Source organism: Helicobacter rappini, from assembly GCF_900198625.1.
GTDB classification, from domain to species: domain Bacteria; phylum Campylobacterota; class Campylobacteria; order Campylobacterales; family Helicobacteraceae; genus Helicobacter_A; species Helicobacter_A rappini.
The window spans coordinates 26,002-43,276 of the sequence record NZ_FZPK01000004.1; the positions used below are offsets into that span (position 1 = coordinate 26,002).

Annotated in this window: 17 protein-coding genes; 6 read left to right on the forward strand and 11 right to left on the reverse strand. The window is 34.5% G+C overall.

What is annotated here, in order from left to right:
• Window positions 1–107: 107 nt before the first annotated feature.
• Window positions 108–683 carry a hypothetical protein gene (locus C6H17_RS12705; RefSeq protein ID WP_233714079.1) on the forward strand — a complete coding sequence of 192 codons (576 nt, stop codon included), beginning with the start codon at window positions 108–110 and terminating at the stop codon, window positions 681–683.
• Between the two features lie 1,229 nt (window positions 684–1,912).
• Here C6H17_RS12705 and C6H17_RS01025 read toward each other — a convergent pair.
• From C6H17_RS01025 to C6H17_RS01035, 3 genes are all read right to left on the reverse strand, one after another.
• The gene (locus C6H17_RS01025) at window positions 1,913–2,122 is read right to left on the reverse strand and encodes an autotransporter outer membrane beta-barrel domain-containing protein (RefSeq protein ID WP_005220139.1); all 210 of its coding nucleotides are present in this window, start codon (window positions 2,120–2,122) and stop codon (window positions 1,913–1,915) included.
• A 264-nt stretch (window positions 2,123–2,386) separates the two neighbouring features.
• The gene (locus C6H17_RS01030; RefSeq protein WP_004086334.1) at window positions 2,387–2,629 is read right to left on the reverse strand and encodes a NifU family protein; all 243 of its coding nucleotides are present in this window, start codon (window positions 2,627–2,629) and stop codon (window positions 2,387–2,389) included.
• Window positions 2,630–2,651: 22 nt separating this feature from the next.
• On the reverse strand, window positions 2,652–3,563 hold the full coding sequence (locus C6H17_RS01035; RefSeq protein ID WP_005216667.1) for a PDC sensor domain-containing protein: 912 nt from the start codon (window positions 3,561–3,563) through the stop codon (window positions 2,652–2,654).
• 192 nt (window positions 3,564–3,755) lie between these two features.
• Here C6H17_RS01035 and C6H17_RS01040 point away from each other — a divergent pair, with 192 nt between their 5' ends.
• The 4 genes from C6H17_RS01040 to C6H17_RS01055 all read left to right on the forward strand — a co-directional run bounded on the left by C6H17_RS01040 (window position 3,756) and on the right by C6H17_RS01055 (window position 7,973).
• A complete protein-coding gene (locus C6H17_RS01040; RefSeq protein ID WP_005216666.1) occupies window positions 3,756–4,490 on the forward strand; it encodes a hypothetical protein in 735 nt (244 codons plus the stop codon).
• A 2-nt stretch (window positions 4,491–4,492) separates the two neighbouring features.
• A complete protein-coding gene (locus C6H17_RS01045) occupies window positions 4,493–5,311 on the forward strand; it encodes a glutamine amidotransferase-related protein (protein ID WP_020995433.1) in 819 nt (272 codons plus the stop codon).
• Window positions 5,265–7,025: a CCA tRNA nucleotidyltransferase gene (locus C6H17_RS01050; RefSeq protein ID WP_223808313.1), complete on the forward strand. Its 1,761-nt coding sequence runs from the start codon at window positions 5,265–5,267 to the stop codon at window positions 7,023–7,025. The genes C6H17_RS01045 and C6H17_RS01050 overlap by 47 nt, the downstream gene beginning before the upstream one ends.
• 105 nt (window positions 7,026–7,130) lie before the next feature.
• A complete protein-coding gene (locus C6H17_RS01055; protein WP_005216652.1) occupies window positions 7,131–7,973 on the forward strand; it encodes a 4-hydroxy-3-methylbut-2-enyl diphosphate reductase in 843 nt (280 codons plus the stop codon).
• 43 nt (window positions 7,974–8,016) lie between these two features.
• Here the strand turns inward: C6H17_RS01055 and C6H17_RS01060 are convergent, their stop codons facing one another.
• The 4 genes from C6H17_RS01060 to dxr are packed head-to-tail and all read right to left on the reverse strand — an operon-like array spanning window position 8,017 to window position 11,093.
• A complete protein-coding gene (locus tag C6H17_RS01060) occupies window positions 8,017–8,988 on the reverse strand; it encodes an NAD(P)H-dependent glycerol-3-phosphate dehydrogenase (RefSeq protein ID WP_005216651.1) in 972 nt (323 codons plus the stop codon).
• Window positions 8,989–9,015: 27 nt separating this feature from the next.
• Window positions 9,016–9,378, reverse strand: a complete 363-nt coding sequence (locus C6H17_RS01065; RefSeq protein ID WP_005216649.1) for a hypothetical protein — start codon at window positions 9,376–9,378, stop codon at window positions 9,016–9,018.
• Between the two features lie 10 nt (window positions 9,379–9,388).
• Entirely contained in the window at window positions 9,389–9,823 is a 435-nt protein-coding gene (locus C6H17_RS01070; RefSeq protein ID WP_005216647.1) for a Dps family protein, read from the reverse strand.
• 55 nt (window positions 9,824–9,878) lie between these two features.
• The gene (gene dxr, locus C6H17_RS01075; protein WP_005216645.1) at window positions 9,879–11,093 is read right to left on the reverse strand and encodes a 1-deoxy-D-xylulose-5-phosphate reductoisomerase; all 1,215 of its coding nucleotides are present in this window, start codon (window positions 11,091–11,093) and stop codon (window positions 9,879–9,881) included.
• Between the two features lie 721 nt (window positions 11,094–11,814).
• Here dxr and C6H17_RS01080 point away from each other — a divergent pair.
• The gene (locus C6H17_RS01080; RefSeq protein WP_020995432.1) at window positions 11,815–13,470 is read left to right on the forward strand and encodes a methyl-accepting chemotaxis protein; all 1,656 of its coding nucleotides are present in this window, start codon (window positions 11,815–11,817) and stop codon (window positions 13,468–13,470) included.
• 1,799 nt (window positions 13,471–15,269) lie between these two features.
• On the opposite strand, the gene C6H17_RS01095 is transcribed toward C6H17_RS01080, so the two are convergent.
• The 4 genes from C6H17_RS01095 to C6H17_RS12040 form a co-directional block, all read right to left on the reverse strand.
• Window positions 15,270–15,536: a hypothetical protein gene (locus C6H17_RS01095; protein ID WP_005216639.1), complete on the reverse strand. Its 267-nt coding sequence runs from the start codon at window positions 15,534–15,536 to the stop codon at window positions 15,270–15,272.
• 214 nt (window positions 15,537–15,750) lie between these two features.
• Window positions 15,751–15,921, reverse strand: coding sequence for a hypothetical protein (locus tag C6H17_RS12710; RefSeq protein ID WP_223808312.1), 171 nt, complete (start codon window positions 15,919–15,921; stop codon window positions 15,751–15,753).
• A gap of 229 nt (window positions 15,922–16,150) precedes the next feature.
• A complete protein-coding gene (locus C6H17_RS01105; RefSeq protein ID WP_051355078.1) occupies window positions 16,151–16,885 on the reverse strand; it encodes a hypothetical protein in 735 nt (244 codons plus the stop codon).
• Between the two features lie 21 nt (window positions 16,886–16,906).
• On the reverse strand, window positions 16,907–17,275 hold a 369-nt coding region (locus C6H17_RS12040), incomplete at its 5' end, for a DUF3519 domain-containing protein (RefSeq protein ID WP_158654998.1).

Genomic DNA, 17,275 nt, shown 5'->3' on the forward strand with positions numbered 1-17,275 from the left:
AACATTTTAAAGTCGCAGTATTCTTAAGTGAAGAAGAGTTTCCAACTCACAATCTCCCCTACATTCTTAGAATCTTTGCCAAGCTAGACCTAATCACCATTCATTTTGTGCAAGAGAATCTGCGTGCATATAAAAAGCTATTCTATACGATAGACCTCTATCCGCAACATTTAATTATCACCATTGATGATGATCAGATGTATGATCCTAGTCTCATTTCTCTTTTGCTCACTTCTTATAAGAAGTATCCAAATTGCATTCACGCAAATATGGTATATGATGATTTGATAGCAGATATGCTTAATGTGCCATTCTCAAAATACCAGCCAATCATCAAAGAGGACTGCCCGCACTTAGCCCTTGCTGGTGTTGGCGTCTCTGGCATTCTCTATCCACCAAAAAGCTTCCCTAACGAGTTTTTTAACATTGAGAATATCCGCCAACTTTGTCCTTATAGCGATGACTTATGGTTTTTTGTTATGAGTGTGCTAAATGGTGTAGAAAAAGTGCTTATCAAAGGTAGTCTAGACCACCCCAAAGAATCTAGTGTAGCCATTACCGAGACGCCAAATCTCTGGGAGATTAACTGCACACAAAAACGCAATTATGATCAACTAGAGGCTTTATTTAAAGCATATCCGTCAGCAAAAGAGAGACTTTTAGAATCCTTAGCTTATAATTAGATTATTGATTTAAAATTAAATGATTAATGTTCTAAACGATAAACTATTATTATGAAATTTATATAAATACAAAGAAATCTTATAATGTCATAAAAAAGGTAAAAACTAAAAAAGTAAAAAAAGTGTTTTGCCTACCTTAACATGACAAGCTATAGAAAAGCTAAAATAAGCTTAATAGTAAGCCAAATGGCCTACATTCCAAAGTTTAATTTTCAAGTTTTAGGTTGTTGATTCTAAAGATTTAGAATCATGAGTGAGTTTTTTTACATGTATCTCAACATGGTAAGGTTAAAAATGAAAAAACAAGTTAAAAAAATAGTATCTATTGGCTATGCAAAACACAGCATAGTAACTACAACTCATAGTGCCAAAAGCTATGAGATTATCTCTTAAACTTTGTCATGTTAAGACTATGTCAAAACACCTTTTAGAATCCACTGCATGAGATTCTATTTGCACCCTTAAGCCCTGCACCCACCCAAATATAAAATATCCTTAAACCTCTCTTTCAGTCTTTTAAAAAGACTTGTAATTATGTTAAGCTTTATTGTTATGCAATAATAACAAAGCTTAACATAATGAAAATATAGATTGCCATGAGCTTTTCTGTAATGATATTCTCTGTAAAACTTGCAATGACAAGATTTAAAGTTTAACATGTTATTAATATGCTTTTTGTCATTGCAAACAAAGTGAAGCAATCCAAACCCTTGCCATATCTATGTGTATAAACCCAACCTTGTCATATTTGCAAGTGTGGGCAAGAGCTTCGCTCGTGCGAATGCGTAAGAATGAAATATCTAAATATCTAAACCTTAGAATCTTATAAACCTTAGATTAGAATCTTAAACAAAGATTACTTAGCTTAGTCTATGCTAGATTTTTCGCTACGCTCAAAATGACAAGGCAAGTTAAAATAACAAATAAAGTTAAAATGGCAAAGAAAGCCAAAATAACAAATAAAGTCAAAATGACAAAAGATTTAAAACCTGTAAAAGTATCAAAGAACACATAAGGTTAAGGTTTTAGAATCTATTATGCCTATCTAAAATCAGTTAAGATATAGATTCTAAAATTACACCCTATAAAGCCCCTAGCCCACATAAAGTGAGAGAGATTGCCACGAGCTTCTTTGCAAGTCTAGCACATGACATAAAATAATCTCTTATATCAATGCTATAAGAGATTAACATTGCCAATCAAACCCTTATATTAAATGCTATAAGAGATTAAAACTGCCAACCAACTCTTACATTAATGTTATGAGTTTTTACTTGCGCACCAAACTCACCACCATAAGATAGGTTAATAGCTGTATTTTGTCCTAGTTTAGCTCCTAGTCCTGCTTCTAGCACACCTACAAAGCTATCAATGTTATTTGTAGCATAGAAAAGTCCATTTTGCACATTTATAGAGCTTACAAAGCTATTACCTGCCATTGCATAAGGGGATTAAGGGGATATTTCGCTTTGCTTAATATGATGATTAAAGATGTTTTGTTTTCGCTTAATATAATAATGTTAAAGGGTAACATAGTAAGAGATTCGTTTAGATTCTATGTTAGATGTTTTGCTTCGCTCAACATGACAAAAAAAAAAGTAATATGACAAGGTTATAGATTACCATGACTTACCGCAAGGGGTGTAATGATAAGTTTTCAAACCCTGCATTCTATCCAAAGTGAAAAAATACATGACTTCATCTCAAACTTCACTCACTTTAATATCTGGGTGGATATCTCTTTGCAGAGTAGCTAATATCGCATTATGTAAAGTCGCATTTTTACTAGGACAACCACTACATGCACCATGAAAACGCACAAAGACACACGCATTTTTGATTTCTACAATCTCAATATCACCGCCATCTTTTAGCAGTATAGGACGCACACTATTTATACTTTGTCGCACGGGGGCTAAAAGCTCGGTATCGCTAAATGGAAACATATCTATCCTTGTATTAAATCTATCAATCTTTATTTTGTTGAGCAGCAAAAGAGAGCTTTACATATATAGCTAATGCGATGAGAAGTATTGCTACACCTAAGATAAGCCATACTGCATATATGAGCTTTTCTGGTGAATCAATGCTAAATTTAAATACAAGCATTAAGGCTTCAATCGCTAAAGCTACGATAATAGAGCCTAGAAATCGTATCATTGTCCTATGGACTGTGTAGGTTTTCTGCCCGGTATTTTTTCCTAATACTTCCTCTTCAAAAATGGCTTTTACTAGGTCAAATATAGCAAGGGCTAGGGTTAGGAGTATGGTAGATTCAAAAATATCTTCTACTTTAAAATCGCTAAATTGTAATAAGTCTTCTGACCATAGCTTCACGATACCCTTTACAATCAAAATGATTGAAACAAAGGCAAGTGAAACGGAACATAAAAAGTACATGGCAATGCTAAAGTTAGAAAAGATTCCAAAAAATAGGCTAGGGGAGCTAATCTTTATGGCATCACGCAAATGAATGTCAATGCAGACAACAAAAAGCAACTCATGGGCTTCATTATACACGGGATAAGCAGCGGTTACGACAAGATCGCCATCAATCCTTGATGGATAAGGGTTTGTGATGATACATCGTCTCTCCTCTATAGCTTCATAGAAATACGCACGATTAGAAAAGTTTTTATTTTCATTTGGCAATGCACCATTTGGCTGCAAAACATCGCTTAGCTGTGTGCCGTTTTTATCTAAAATATACATAGAATCAAAGACTTTTATCTCATCTTTAATGCGTGTAAGCCCTTCTAATACGCTTTCAAAGCTTGGATTTGGCATAAAGTTTTTAATGTTTTGTGTAAAAAGATAAACCATGTATGCGCGCACTTCATAACGCACTTTTGAATAGGTTACAATATCGCGTGAAAGCATTGTTTTCCTTACTGAATTAGATTCTGTTTATGTGGTATTCTAGCATAAAAGCAAATGTTTTTATGAAAGCTAGAATCTAAAATTAGTTTTATAAATATTGAGCTAGGTTTTTAGTGTTATTTTGGTGGGCTTTTTACTCTATTATGATTTACATGCTAGAATACTGGCTTATTTTATTTTGGAGTATGAAGTATGAAAAAGAAAATTGCAGCTTTTATAGCTTTGAGTTTGAGTGTAAATCTAGCAAATGCAAGTAAAATCACTGATATGATACAAAAGCAAACAGGACAAGCTACAACGATACTGAAAGAGCAAGCCCTAAGTCAAGATAGTAATCTTAAGCTTTTAACGCTAAAGGATAGCTCAAGCGGGTATAAGGTGCTTGCGGTTACAAATAAACAAGAGAGCATTTTTCTGCCTATTACACAAGCATTTTTTACAAACAATGATAAGGATAGGGAGCTAGTAGTCCAAGAGTTTCAATCGATAACAAACTATAATATGACTTTCAAAACGCAAGCAGCAGTGAAAAAAGAGATAGCAAAACTACCGCAAGAATACATTGTAAGCCTTAAAGGTAAGACTAGCAAAAAGGTATTCTACATTATCTCTGATCCACTTTGTCCGCATTGCCAAGAAGAGTTGAAGCATTTAGATGAGAGATTGAAACAAGGCGATGTGAAAATGATACCTGTTGGCTGGATGGGAGTAGAGTCGGCAAATAAAGTAGCTGAACTCTACGAAAAATTAAAGACTGCAAAGACAGATTCTGAAAAAATCACTTTGCTAAAAAAAGCTTATGATACAAATTATAAAGCTCCAACTGCAAAAGATGCAACACGCACAAAGGTGCAAGAAGTCGTCCGCTCTCTCATGGGTAAAGGCAAGGCTGAAGGCACACCCTATATTATAGAAGAGGATTTATAGTCTTGCAAATTGGAGTTGTTGATTATGGCGTTGGCAATATCGCAAATGTCATGCGTTGCTTGGAGTATGTAGCTAGGACGGAATCTATTAAGCGTGTTAGCACACATAAGGACATACAAGCATGTGATAAGATTGTATTGCCCGGTGTAGGGGCATTTGGCAGTGCGATGGAGCATTTGAGTGCAAGGGATTTAGATAAATCTTTGTGTGAATACGCAAAAAGCGGTCGTTATATGCTTGGAATCTGTCTTGGCATGCAATTGCTTTTTGAGAAAAGCTATGAGTTTGGCGAATATAAAGGGCTTGGCTTAGTGGAGGGCTTTGTCGCACCTTTTGGCTCAAAAGACTCAATAGAGTGGCATATAAAAACGAATATGGGATTTAATGGTATAGAATCTAAAGGGTTAGATTCTATACCAACAAACCACGCAAACAAAACCACAAATTCTAACAATTACATAGACAAGGGTGCAAATTTAGAGAATCTAGAATCTATTTACACAAACACTCAAGCCCTTTATGCAACAAACAATAACAAAGCACAGAATACGCATTTAAAAATACCTCATATAGGTTGGAATAAAAACTTTATCAAAAAACCACACAATTTATGTGCTTCTATGAAAGATTCCTTTTATTTGTATTTTGTGCATAGCTATCATGTGTGCTGTGATACTCGTTTTATTATCGCTGCTTGTGATTATGGAATCTCATTTCCTAGCATTATCGGCAAAGAGAATATCTTAGGCATACAGCCACACCCAGAAAGAAGTCATGAAATGGGCTTTAAACTCATGCGTGATTTCTTGCAACTTCGCTAATATTAGTCAAAACATGCAAAGCTATATCCTATCTATGCAGATACCAAACTATGTGATTGATATCTTAAAGATTCTAGAATCTCATGGTTTTGAAGCCTATATTGTAGGTGGTTGTGTGCGTGATAGTTTGCTTGGTTTGTCGCCAAAAGATTGGGATATTACAAGCAATGCAGAGCCTATGCAAACACGGCAAATTTTTGATTTATATGATAAAGATTTTGAAGTTATCCCTATTGGTTTAAAATATGGCACTTTGGGGATTAGGGATAAAAAGAGAGGGAATCTTGTCGAGATTACGACTTATCGCTTTGAGGGTGAGTATAAAGATGGGAGACGACCTGAATGCATACAATTTGCAAAAACTCTGCAAGAGGATTTATCTCGTAGGGATTTTAGCATAAATGCCCTTGCGTGTAGAATGCTACATAAAGATATTAAGACAGAAGAGCATGTTATACTATGGGCGGATGCAGGGCTTAGAGTGCAAAATAGTAAGAATCTAGATTCTATACCAAATCAGGGTGGGCTGCGGGGTTTAGGGCGCAATGTTTGGAATCTAGATTCTAGTAATTGTCATATTAAGCAAAGCGAAACATCTAATAACCCAAATTCTAAAAAAGATTTTTCAAATGGCAAGATTCTAGATTCCAAAAATTGCACCCTAAACCCTGCACCCGCCCAAATGGATAAGAATCTAGATTCCAAAAATTCTGCAACTCATTCAAGTATAAATATGCAACTCTTTGACTACCATAATGGAATTAAACATCTACAAGAGAGAAAAATCGCATGTGTAGGCAACGCACAAGAAAGATTTTTAGAAGATTCTCTGCGTATTATGAGAGCCATTCGCTTTGCTTCTATTCTGCCGTTTTCCTTTCAGCTTAGTAGCCAGACAAAAGAAGCGGTATTTCTACTTACTCAAAAACTATTGCTTATTGCAAATGAACGCATACAGATAGAATTTACAAAGCTTTTATGCGGACAATACGCACATAGAATCTTATCTATATACAAAAGTGTATTTTTCTTTATCTTACCGCCTTTAAAGATTCTAAACGCAATGCAGTCAAATCATAATTTTGAAACGCTAAGAATCGCCCCAAAAAATATTGTCCTGCGACTTGCTCTATTATTCTGCCCCCTGCCTTATGCAAAGGATATATACAAAAATAGGGAAAAATTGCAAAAATATTTGTGCGATTATCAAGCTATTTGCAAACAATTGCATTTTGATAACAAAACGATACAAAGAAGTCAAACACTTTTGCAATTACTTTGTAATACAGAGATTTTCACAGCACAAAATAGCAAAATAGCACTCAAATATCTACTCTCACAGCATGATATAGAGATAATATCACAACTCATACTATTATATGTAGTCTTACAAAAAACACATGAAGCATTGGGTGAATCTAGTCCAAAAGATTCTATATTACAAGAAACGCCACCATATAACAAAGAACAACTATATGCTATAACAAAAGATTTAAACGAGATTATCATAAATAAGGAATGCTATAAACTCTCTCAACTAAGCATTAATGGTAACGCATTGCAAAATATTGCAAAATCTATGGGGATTTCACTACAAGGCAAACAAATCGGCATACTTTTAACAAAGCTGTTATATGCGGTTATAGAAGAAGAGATACCAAATACTTTTTATTCATTAGAGAGTAGGGCAAGGTTTTATATTGCAAGGTTGTAGAATCTTATTTGTCCTATTTTAAAGCCATGCAATCTTAAAACAACTTTGTTATAATTTTTCACAATACACATTATATAAGGCTAAAAAATTACAATAAGGAATATCATGGAAGTCATACTTGCAGATAAATATGGATTTTGTTTTGGTGTGAAAAGGGCGATAAAAATCACAGAAAAAATCGCACAAAACAACCCAAACACACTCACACTAGGACCGCTTATACACAATCCGCTTGAAATCAGCCGTTTAGAGAAAAACTTTGGCGTAAAAGTGCAAGAAGATATTACAAAGCTAGGCGATAGTAAAAGCGTGATTATCCGCACACATGGCATCACAAAACAGAATCTAGAAATCTTGCAAACAAAGGGCGTTAGTATCACTGATGCGACTTGTCCCTTTGTTACAAAGCCACAGCAGATTGTAGAAAAGATGAGTAATGATGGGTATAATATTGTGATTTTTGGAGATTCTAATCACCCTGAAGTGCGTAGCGTGATGAGTTATAGTGTGAAAACACCCATCGTTGTGAGTGATTTAGAATCCTTGCAGCAAATAAAAAAGATTCCAAAAAAAGTAGCAGTCGTATCACAAACCACAAAGCAAATAGAGCAATTCCTACAAATTGTGCAGTATCTTATCAGCAACGCAATGGAAGTGCGAGTGTTTAACACAATATGCAATGCGACTTTTGAGAATCAAGAGGCAACAAGGACGCTTAGTCAAAAGGCTGATATTATGATTATTGTCGGCGGCAAAACCTCATCGAATACAAAGCAGCTTTTCTATATCGCACAAAATCATTGCAAGGATAGCTATCTAGTCGAAGATGAAAACGACATTAAACAAGAATGGTTTGTAGGTAAAAAAATATGTGGAATAAGTGCTGGGGCTAGCACACCAAATTGGGTTATAAAAAATGTAGAAAATGCGATAAAGAGTCTTGTGTAATTGATACTATCTTAACGAATGCTAACTGCGATATATAGCAGTATTATCGTGGTTTATTCGCAAGTAAATTTTTTAATCCAACTTGTACGGCACCGCCTTCTAAAATGGCTTGGACTTCAAAGGCTATGGGCGTGTAGAGATTATGCTTTTTGCTGATTTGCACGATTGATTTTGCACTATATACGCCTTCTGCTACTTCGCCTAATTCATTTAGAATCTCTTCTAGCGATTTATTATTAGCAAGTCCAAAGCCCACGCGATAGTTTCTTGACATTGTAGAATTTGAGGTAAGAAATAAATCCCCGCTACCAGATAATCCCAAAAAAGTTTCTTGTTTTGCACCAAAAAATGCACCAAAACGCGCCATCTCAACAAGCCCACGAGAAAGTAATGATGCCTTAGCATTATTCCCAAGCCCTAGTCCATCGCAAATCCCACCAGCAATGGCAATAACATTTTTATATGCTCCAGCGATTTCAGCGCCTATAACATCATTTTGCACATAGGTTTTAATGAAATCAGGGAAGCATTGTGCGTATCTTTTGCTTAAATCTTCATTGCTTGAGTGTATCACTAACGCACAAGGAAGCCCTTTCATCACTTCTTTAGCAAAGCTAGGTCCAGCAAGATAGCACATAGAATCTGCCTTAAAATACTGCTCTAAAATCTCATTGACAAAAGCCCCACTACCTTGCTCTATCCCCTTACTTGCTACAAGGATTTGCATATCATTACGCACAGATTCTAAAAAACTTGCCTTCTGCATAAACTCTCGTAAAAAAGCACTTGCAATGGCGATCACACAAAGTGGGTTCTTAGAATTTTTATAGTGTGTTATAAAGTCATCATAGCTAAGTTGATAGGGGGTAGTATTAGAATCTTGTGTAATATCACTGCCATATTGTGTGAGATTTAGCTTTCGCCTTGATAATACAAAAACACGATTTTTTTGACTAAACGCATGAGCTAGGGCAAGTCCCCAAGCACCGCCGCCAAACACAAATATATCCTGCATTATATGAATCTCTCCCACACCATTTGATTATTTGGTCCCTAACTCTAGCATTAAATGCTTGTTGTTTATAATCTCTATTTCTCTTTTTAATCGCATTCTTTCTTCATATAATAGCTCTTTTTCAGCATTTAACCTTGCAATTTCTCGACTTGTGTAATAAATATTATTAGAAATAAAAATCTTTGGGATAAAAATAGCCATAATGACAGACAGAATGAAACACGCTATAAGAAGATTAAATCTCCCTATACCCTCCCTTTTTTCATCAAAGGTTACAAGCTCTTCCTTTTCATCATTTGATATACGCATATCAAGATCGCTTATCTCCAAAGTGTCTTCTATGATACCTTGCTGCATTGTGGAATCTTGCTTGTTAATGGAGTAAGGCACACAAGCCTACCTATGCAAGTTGTGCGTTAAGCATCCAAATTGCTTTTTCTAAATGTGCTACTTGTGAATCTGCAAGTCCTTGTGTTGTAGTGTCATTCTCTTTTGCTGCCACTTCTGAAAGTTTTTTAAAGTTTTTTAGGAAATATTTGTAATCTTCTAAAACGGATTCTAATACATCTTTTGACTTAAAGCTAGTTTTGCTTTCTTCTTTGATCTTTGCTTTGTCAAGCACTTCTTTTAGCGTTACATACGGAGTGTCGCCAAGCTGTATGATTCTCTCTGCTAGAGCATCAAAGATTTCTGCGAATTGATTATAAATCTCTTCTGTTGCCGCATGGACTTGTGGAAAATCTTTGCCTTTTACATTCCAGTGGTAATTGTGAGTTTTTGTAAAGAAAACTAATGAATCTGCCTGAAGTTGCTTTAAAATCTTTATCTGTTCCATGAAACACCTCTCAAAATAAAATAATATTGAGAGTTTAGCATATCTTTAATAACTTTTATCTTTGTTTCAAGTTTTTTATAAAAAAATCCGCTAAAGCCCTTGCCTCTTGTCTAAAAGCAAGGATAGATTCTAAAGTGTTTGGAATCTTTGTATCTTTCACTTTCTCTAATACCTGCATACTTACTTCTGCTAGTGCATAAAAGGGAAGTTTTTCTTGCAGGAAATATTGCTGGACTAATTCATTACTAGCATTTAGGGCTATGCCTAAATGTGGCTTTTCTAGTAAAAGCTCTTTATACGCCCATAATGGATAGCGATCTGTCTGTATTTGCTGAAACTTTATTTTTACAAAGTCATTTATGCTAAGCGGAGTGATACAAAAGCTACTTTGAGCCTTGAATCTATCCATACCATAAGCAAGGGGCAGACACATATCCGCATGACTTACACTAGCATTTAATGAATTATCACTAGATTCTATAAAAGCATGCACAAGGGAGCTTCTCTCAATAAAGGCATGAATGCTTTTTGTATTAAAAAGCCAATAAGCCTCTAAAATCTCATAAAGCTTATTTACAAGTGTGGCTGAATCTATTGTGATTTTTTGCCCCATACTCCATGTTGGATGTTTCAATACATCGCTTAGTGTAGCGTATGGAATCTTTTCTAGTGAAAAATCTCTTAAAGCCCCACCAGAAGCGGTAATATAGAGATTCTTAAAAGCTTTGTAATGCGTAATCTTTGATTTATTTTTAGAATCTAAAATTGCTAGTAAAGACCATAAGCTAAAATGTTCGCTATCAATGGGGAAAATATGCTCTAGCATGTAATTTCTTGTGCTAGATTCTGTATGCTTAGAATCTTTAGTAGATTCTAAGTTTTGCATGATATTTTGCTTTATCAAATGTCCTGCAACCACTAAGGATTCCTTATTGGCAAGGATAAGTTCTTTTTGTAATGCAATAGCCTTGAGACTAAAGCTAAGACCAGCATAGCCTACCACCGCATTTAGAATCTTTTGTGATTTACATGCTTCAAGCATTTTGCAAATGCCCTCTTCGCCGACAAACACTATGCTATCTTGTGGTTGTAACATATTAAGATTTTTTTCATCTGCGATAGCGACAAACTTAGGCTTACACTCTCTAATCTGCTCGTTAAACAATGCGATATTACTACCGCACGCAAGAGCTTCAATCTCTATGTTAAACTGCTTTGCAACTTTTTGTGCGTTTATACCTATGCTACCAGTGCTACCTAATATAACCACTCTATGCCTTTTTGCGAATTTTGCAATACAAAATTAAAGCAAAAAAAAATGAAATATGCAATATTGCTATACTATGATTTATTATTGCAACCACACTTTATAATTGATTGATATGCAAGTGAAACTATAAAAACTTAAGAAACTAGGAATAGTTCTATATCAAAAAAAACTGAAACAAATTTATGTTATGTGTGGCCTTGAAACTAAAATAAGTAGATTATCATACATTTTAGTAGTATTCTGCTTATAGCTGTAAAAATAAATGAAGCAAGAATCTTATCTCATATACAAATAAATGATGTGAGATAGGAAACCTTATGCGCAAATTCTATGTGTAAATAAGACCCAAAATTAGATTCTAAACTCTTGTCATATTTGCAAGTGTGGGCAAGAGCTTTGCTCGTGCGAGTGCGTAAGCACGAAATATCTCTTTTAGATTCTATGCTAGTATTTACTTACGCTCAATATGACAATTTATTAAAGTTTCTAAAAGCGTTATTATAACAAGTAAAGCTTTAATGATATAGAATCTAGAATAAATAGATATGAAAAACACAAGACAACGATATATTCTTACATTCAAAGCCCCAAAACTTTATAGAATCTAGTCTATACGCCATAAAATTTATTTATAAATGCTAGAATATTGCGGTTAAGTTTTTGTGATATATTATAAAGTTTGCGGAATGCAACAATGTTTTAAAAGTTTAGGAAGGTAATCGTGGAAACGACTGAAAAGAAAAAAATGAGTGTGAGTGTCATGCTTGGCATAGGCTTTGGTGTGCTACTTCTTTTTACATGTATTATTGCAGTGATTAGTCTTATTAATGTGGATTATATTATTAAAAGTTTGCGTCAAATCAATGATGTTAATGCCCTAAAGCAAAGACATGCCATAGATTTTCGCGGTAGTGTGCATGATAGGTCTATTGCCATTAGAGATGTTGTATTAACAAGTAGTAGCAATAGTGCGGCACTTTCATACCTTGAGAAAGAAATAAACGCATTGCAAGATTTTTATATGAAAGCTGCAAATGGCATGGAGCAAGACTTTTTAGCAAAAAATATGTTTGATAGTGAAGAGAGTCGCATTTATGCTTCTATCCGTCAAACGCGTATGAAAACCATGCCGATGATTGATAATATTATCGCTATGAAAAAGCGTGGGCAAAATGAGTTGGCAGAAAAAGAGTTACAAGCGATTGCACCGCATTTTGTTACATGGTTAGCACAGATTAATGAGTTTATTAATTTAGAAGAGTCAAAGAATCAGAATCTTACAAAAGAGTTAAGAGATGCAGTAGATTCCTTTAAGGCAATATTATTTGTGCTAGTTGGGGCAAGTATTCTTTTTGGCGTACTGATCGCTTTATATATTGTGCGTAGCTTGTTAAACTCACTTGGTGGTGAGCCATACTCTGCATCTCGTGCAGTATCTCGCATAGCAAATGGTAATTTGCAAGAATGTGTAACCTTTAAAGGTGAGGGCAGTATGCTTGCGTCTATTTCAGCTATGCAGACAAGATTAAAAGAGATTATACAAGCGGTTATAGAATCTTCAAATCAAATTAATGAAGCAACGCATAAAGTCGCCAAAACTTCTAATGAAGCACAACAAGCTTCTACCATTCAAACGCAAAGCTCTTCAGTGATTGCTACAAAGATTAATGAGATGAATGAAGCGATTTCAGAGATTTCTAACGCAGCAAAGCTATCCGAACAAAACGCGTTAAAGAATGTGGAGTTATCGCTAGAGGGCGTAAAAGTGGTGAATACAACCGCAGAAGAGATAGGCAAGATGACTATGCTGATTAATGATTCAGCAAATAATATGCGAGGCTTACAACAGCAATCACTTGAGATTAGCAATAGCGCTAATCTTATCGCAGAGATAGCAGACCAGACTAATTTGCTAGCACTTAATGCGGCTATTGAAGCAGCAAGAGCAGGAGAGCATGGCAGGGGCTTTGCAGTCGTAGCAGATGAGGTAAGGCGGCTTGCCGAACGCACGGCAGGTAGCACAAATGAGATTGCAAAGATTATCCAGTCAATCCAGCAAGGCATTGAAACTTCAGTAGAATCTATTGAAGTCATTGTGCCACAGATTGAAAAGGGACAAGAGCTTATCTCAAATTCTGTTTCACTGCTTAGTCAGATACAAGAACAAGCCCAAGATTCTCTCACAAAAGCCCAAGAGGTAGCACACTCATCAGGACAACAAGAGGCAACAATGGAGAGTATCGCTAAAGATATGCAAAATATCTCTAATCTATCAGTCAGCACAGGACAATCTCTGCAAAATACAAATGAAACCATTCATAAGCTAGAGCAAATCTCTGATGGCTTAAAACAACACATGCAATATTTTAAGATATAGTTATTTATGGTATTCGCGTTGTGAGAGTTGATTAAGTAGGGGGATCTAAAATACATAAAATCTAATATGCTAAAAAAGATTCTTTGAAAGATGTGATTTACTCATTCATCAACCAATACAGAATCAGGCTTTTCTGCCACTCTCTTTCAAAACAAAGAATTTGAATTATATATGCAATATTGTGAATGGAATGATTATTGCGAAAAGATTCTATCTGTTTTCTGTATATTACCCTTGATACTTGTGGAATATAAAATAAATAATCTAGAATATAATGTCATTCTTTAATGCTTGCTATTTGTTTGAGGTTTTAGCTGTGGGAACATTTTTTAGAATCTTATATGCGGGGTGGCTTGGCTTTTGTGTATTGGTGTTTATTTTATCCTTATCAATGGCGTATCAACCTAGCTTTTTTGGAAGTCTTTTTATGACTTTTCTCTTAGCTATTACGCCTTATTGTTATTTTCTATGTATTTTTAAGATTCCAATTGATTTTGAAGTGTGGTGCATTCATCACAATCAAAATATGAATGATTTTATATTGTTTTTTAAAAAATATTGGTTGTATTATATTTTTCCTTTGTTATTTCTTGTTAGCGTATTGTTGCTTAAAATGGATTTATCGCTTCTCTTATTCTTATTGCCATTTATTTGGCTATATATCATTTTGTTTAAGAAAATGATATGTTTCATTGTGGATAAAATAAAGGGGTAATACTTGCAAAAATGAAAGGTTGTGATGAAAGACAAATTTCACTGGGGTAAATTTATCCTAGATTGTTTTATTTGTTTTTGGTTAATGGTTATATCTGCTATTATATTCTCATATCCATTTGCATTTATAGTCAGTGTGGTTTTAAAATTTATATTTGGCGTTAAGCATTTCTCTATAAAAATATGGTGCTTTGGTGATATAAGTGTAATTCTTTTAGCAGCATGTTTAGTTATCCCCATAATCATGATTTTCTTACATAAGAAAAATATTATAAAATATCAATTTTACAAAACAAGTTTCATAGTCTGCTATATGTTGTTAGCATATCTTATACTTTTTATAGATTATACGCTAAATTGCAATTTTGTGAAATAGCAATCTATACCACATAATGCAAGCAAGATTTCACGCATACTTACCAAATGGGTTGTATCACAAGAATTAAAAGAAAGTTAAAAATATAGCTGGGCGAGATTCTAACTCTTATTTTTTTTGTATAATCCTATATTTTAGATTAAAGAATAGATTATGGGATTTAGAAAAAACTATGGGTAAAATGTGACTTTATCAATGATTTTGTGCACAGTGTCGCTTCTTTTTTCACTTAAGCTGTGTGTGTTGTGAAAAAACTATGACAATGGGAATTTAGAATTCGAACCACTCATGTTAAAAATGAGATAGCACATAGTATGGCAAAAAAGTTATTGTGAAAGCGGAAATCTACAATTTGAGACTCCATTTACAAGCGAAAAAAGAAGGTATGCAAAAAAATATTATTTAAGCGGAGATATATCTGCAGAAATCCAATATACAAACGACAAGACAAATGGTGCTGTAAAGGTTTATTATAAAGAAAAGAGCTTATCTCGCAAGCAAATGCACAAAATAGAAAGCCTACTAGTGGAAAATGCTCTAGCAACAAAGCTTTTACGAGTGTGCATCTTGCGAGATTAAATAATGAAATCATCAAGGTAGCTATGATGGTAATTACTGGCGTGATATATGTGAAAAATAAATAAAATTAGATTCTATACCGCTTTGGGCGGAGGCAGGGCTTAGGGCGCATTTATAAGATTTGAGTATATTATCCTTTGGCTACTCTTAACATTTGATTGCTAACCTTGCCATCACCAAAATCCCATTCAACTTCTACTAACTCAATAGAGGTAACAATATGAAATCCTATCACTTCATCAATGGCTATCACGCTTTTAGTAGCATATATCTCTAGTATAGTCGTATCAAAGTCTGTATTGTAGTCAGGTATTTGCACCTTTTTCCACTTATCTGTATAATCACTGATTGGAGCTTCACCTATTGCTTTGAGTGCATTCACGGTGGTTTGCTGCATATCATAGCTTTTGAGTAAGTCTGGTTTATTTGCATTTGATAGGACATTTTGATAGCTATTACTGATTGATGTTTTTTGGCAATTAGCCTTATTTATCTATGCGTTATCATTGGCACTTTTATGTAATACTTCTGCTTTTATCTTATCCTCTCTTTGATGTTAATATTTGGCTTGGGCTTGAAGTTGAGCTGTTTGCATTTTACTTGCTTGTATCTTAAAAAAGCTTTCTTTCACTTGATTTGATAGCATTGCTACTTCTTTTTTTCTTACCCAATATGCCTAATGCACTTTGATTTTGTGCGTCTCTTGTAGCTACTTCATTTTGGTCTATGGTTAATGCTGTTTGGACTGCACTTTGAAATACACCTAAAAATGTTTTAGCCATAAAATCACTATAAGCTAGGGCTTTTTGGTCATCTGTAAAAGCGTAGCTCTATTAAAACATATTTTGGCATATACTTTACAAAACTATCTAATGCGTCTTTATAATTTAGCTATCTTTCATCTTAGCTTCTATAAAAAACTAAGATTCTGAAAATCAAAATTCTCTTGGAATTTCTTTAGAGTGAGATTTTTTGTGTCTAACATGTTAAATCCTTTTTTTGTGGTATAATCTAGTTGTCGGGTTTGGCAAAAGAATTAGCACTTGGCTCGTAACCAATGGATAGCGTTTGAGCCTTGGCCGATGTCTCTTTATAGCTTTGAGAAGCCTTATAATCCCCATTACCTTTAAACATTGTTTTAAAACCTAACTCATTATTCTTTTTCTTAACTTGCTCCACAACAACAAAGTGCCCATTAACTTGTTTATAACTTACAAGCACTGGATTACCGCTATTATTTATACTATTAAGGCTCTCGTTTGCGTTTCTTGTAATGTTTCGATAATTTGCTATATCATTATAATCTACTGCTTTTTGTCCGCTTTGTTTCACTAAAATAGAATCTATTCCATGCCTTTTAAGCGTGTGGTTAATAGCTTGATAATCAATAGTTGCTCTAACATCATTTGGGTGCTTAAATCCTAAGCGTTTAGCCTGTTTAGAATCTACCTTATCAATAGCTACTTTTTTATCATTTTTATAAATATATTCCACAATTTCAGGCGTGAAATTTTCCCTACCTATCACTACCATATCACGCCCTTTTTGTGGGCTATTTTCTAGTATTTTTATAACTTCTTGCGTATCCACTTTTTTGCCTTGTTGTATTTTTGGAATTATATCTTTTTTTAAACATATTCTCTCCATTACAGCCTTTGCTTTAGGATTCTTAGCTAGTCTTTCTATACTTTTACCGCTCATCACTCCACTTAAGATTCCACTTCCTAAATGTGCGTTACTTTGCATAGTTATAGAATCTTTTATGTTTTATGGTATAATATCCTTTGAGTTTAAAGGCAGAGTCTCGCCTTTTGTAAAATCGCTAGAGTCGATGGTCTTAGCCATTTCTCTTTCATCTTTATATGTTGTAATTACCCATTTATTGTGTGTCGGCTCACCTTTCCAATTTCCCTTTAAACCTATCTTGAAAATTTTATCATCTTTAATATACTGCAATGTTGCTCTGTCACCATCTCTAATTAATTTACCTTTACCTATAATCTCACTCATAGCATTTAGAAGTCCAGCTTCGCCCTCCCCAAAGGCTTTAAAATCCCCTGCGTTTAAATGCTTCTCAATAATCTTAGCAAGTCCATAGCCTTTTGCTTGTTGTCCGCTCCCTTCAACTTCCCCCCC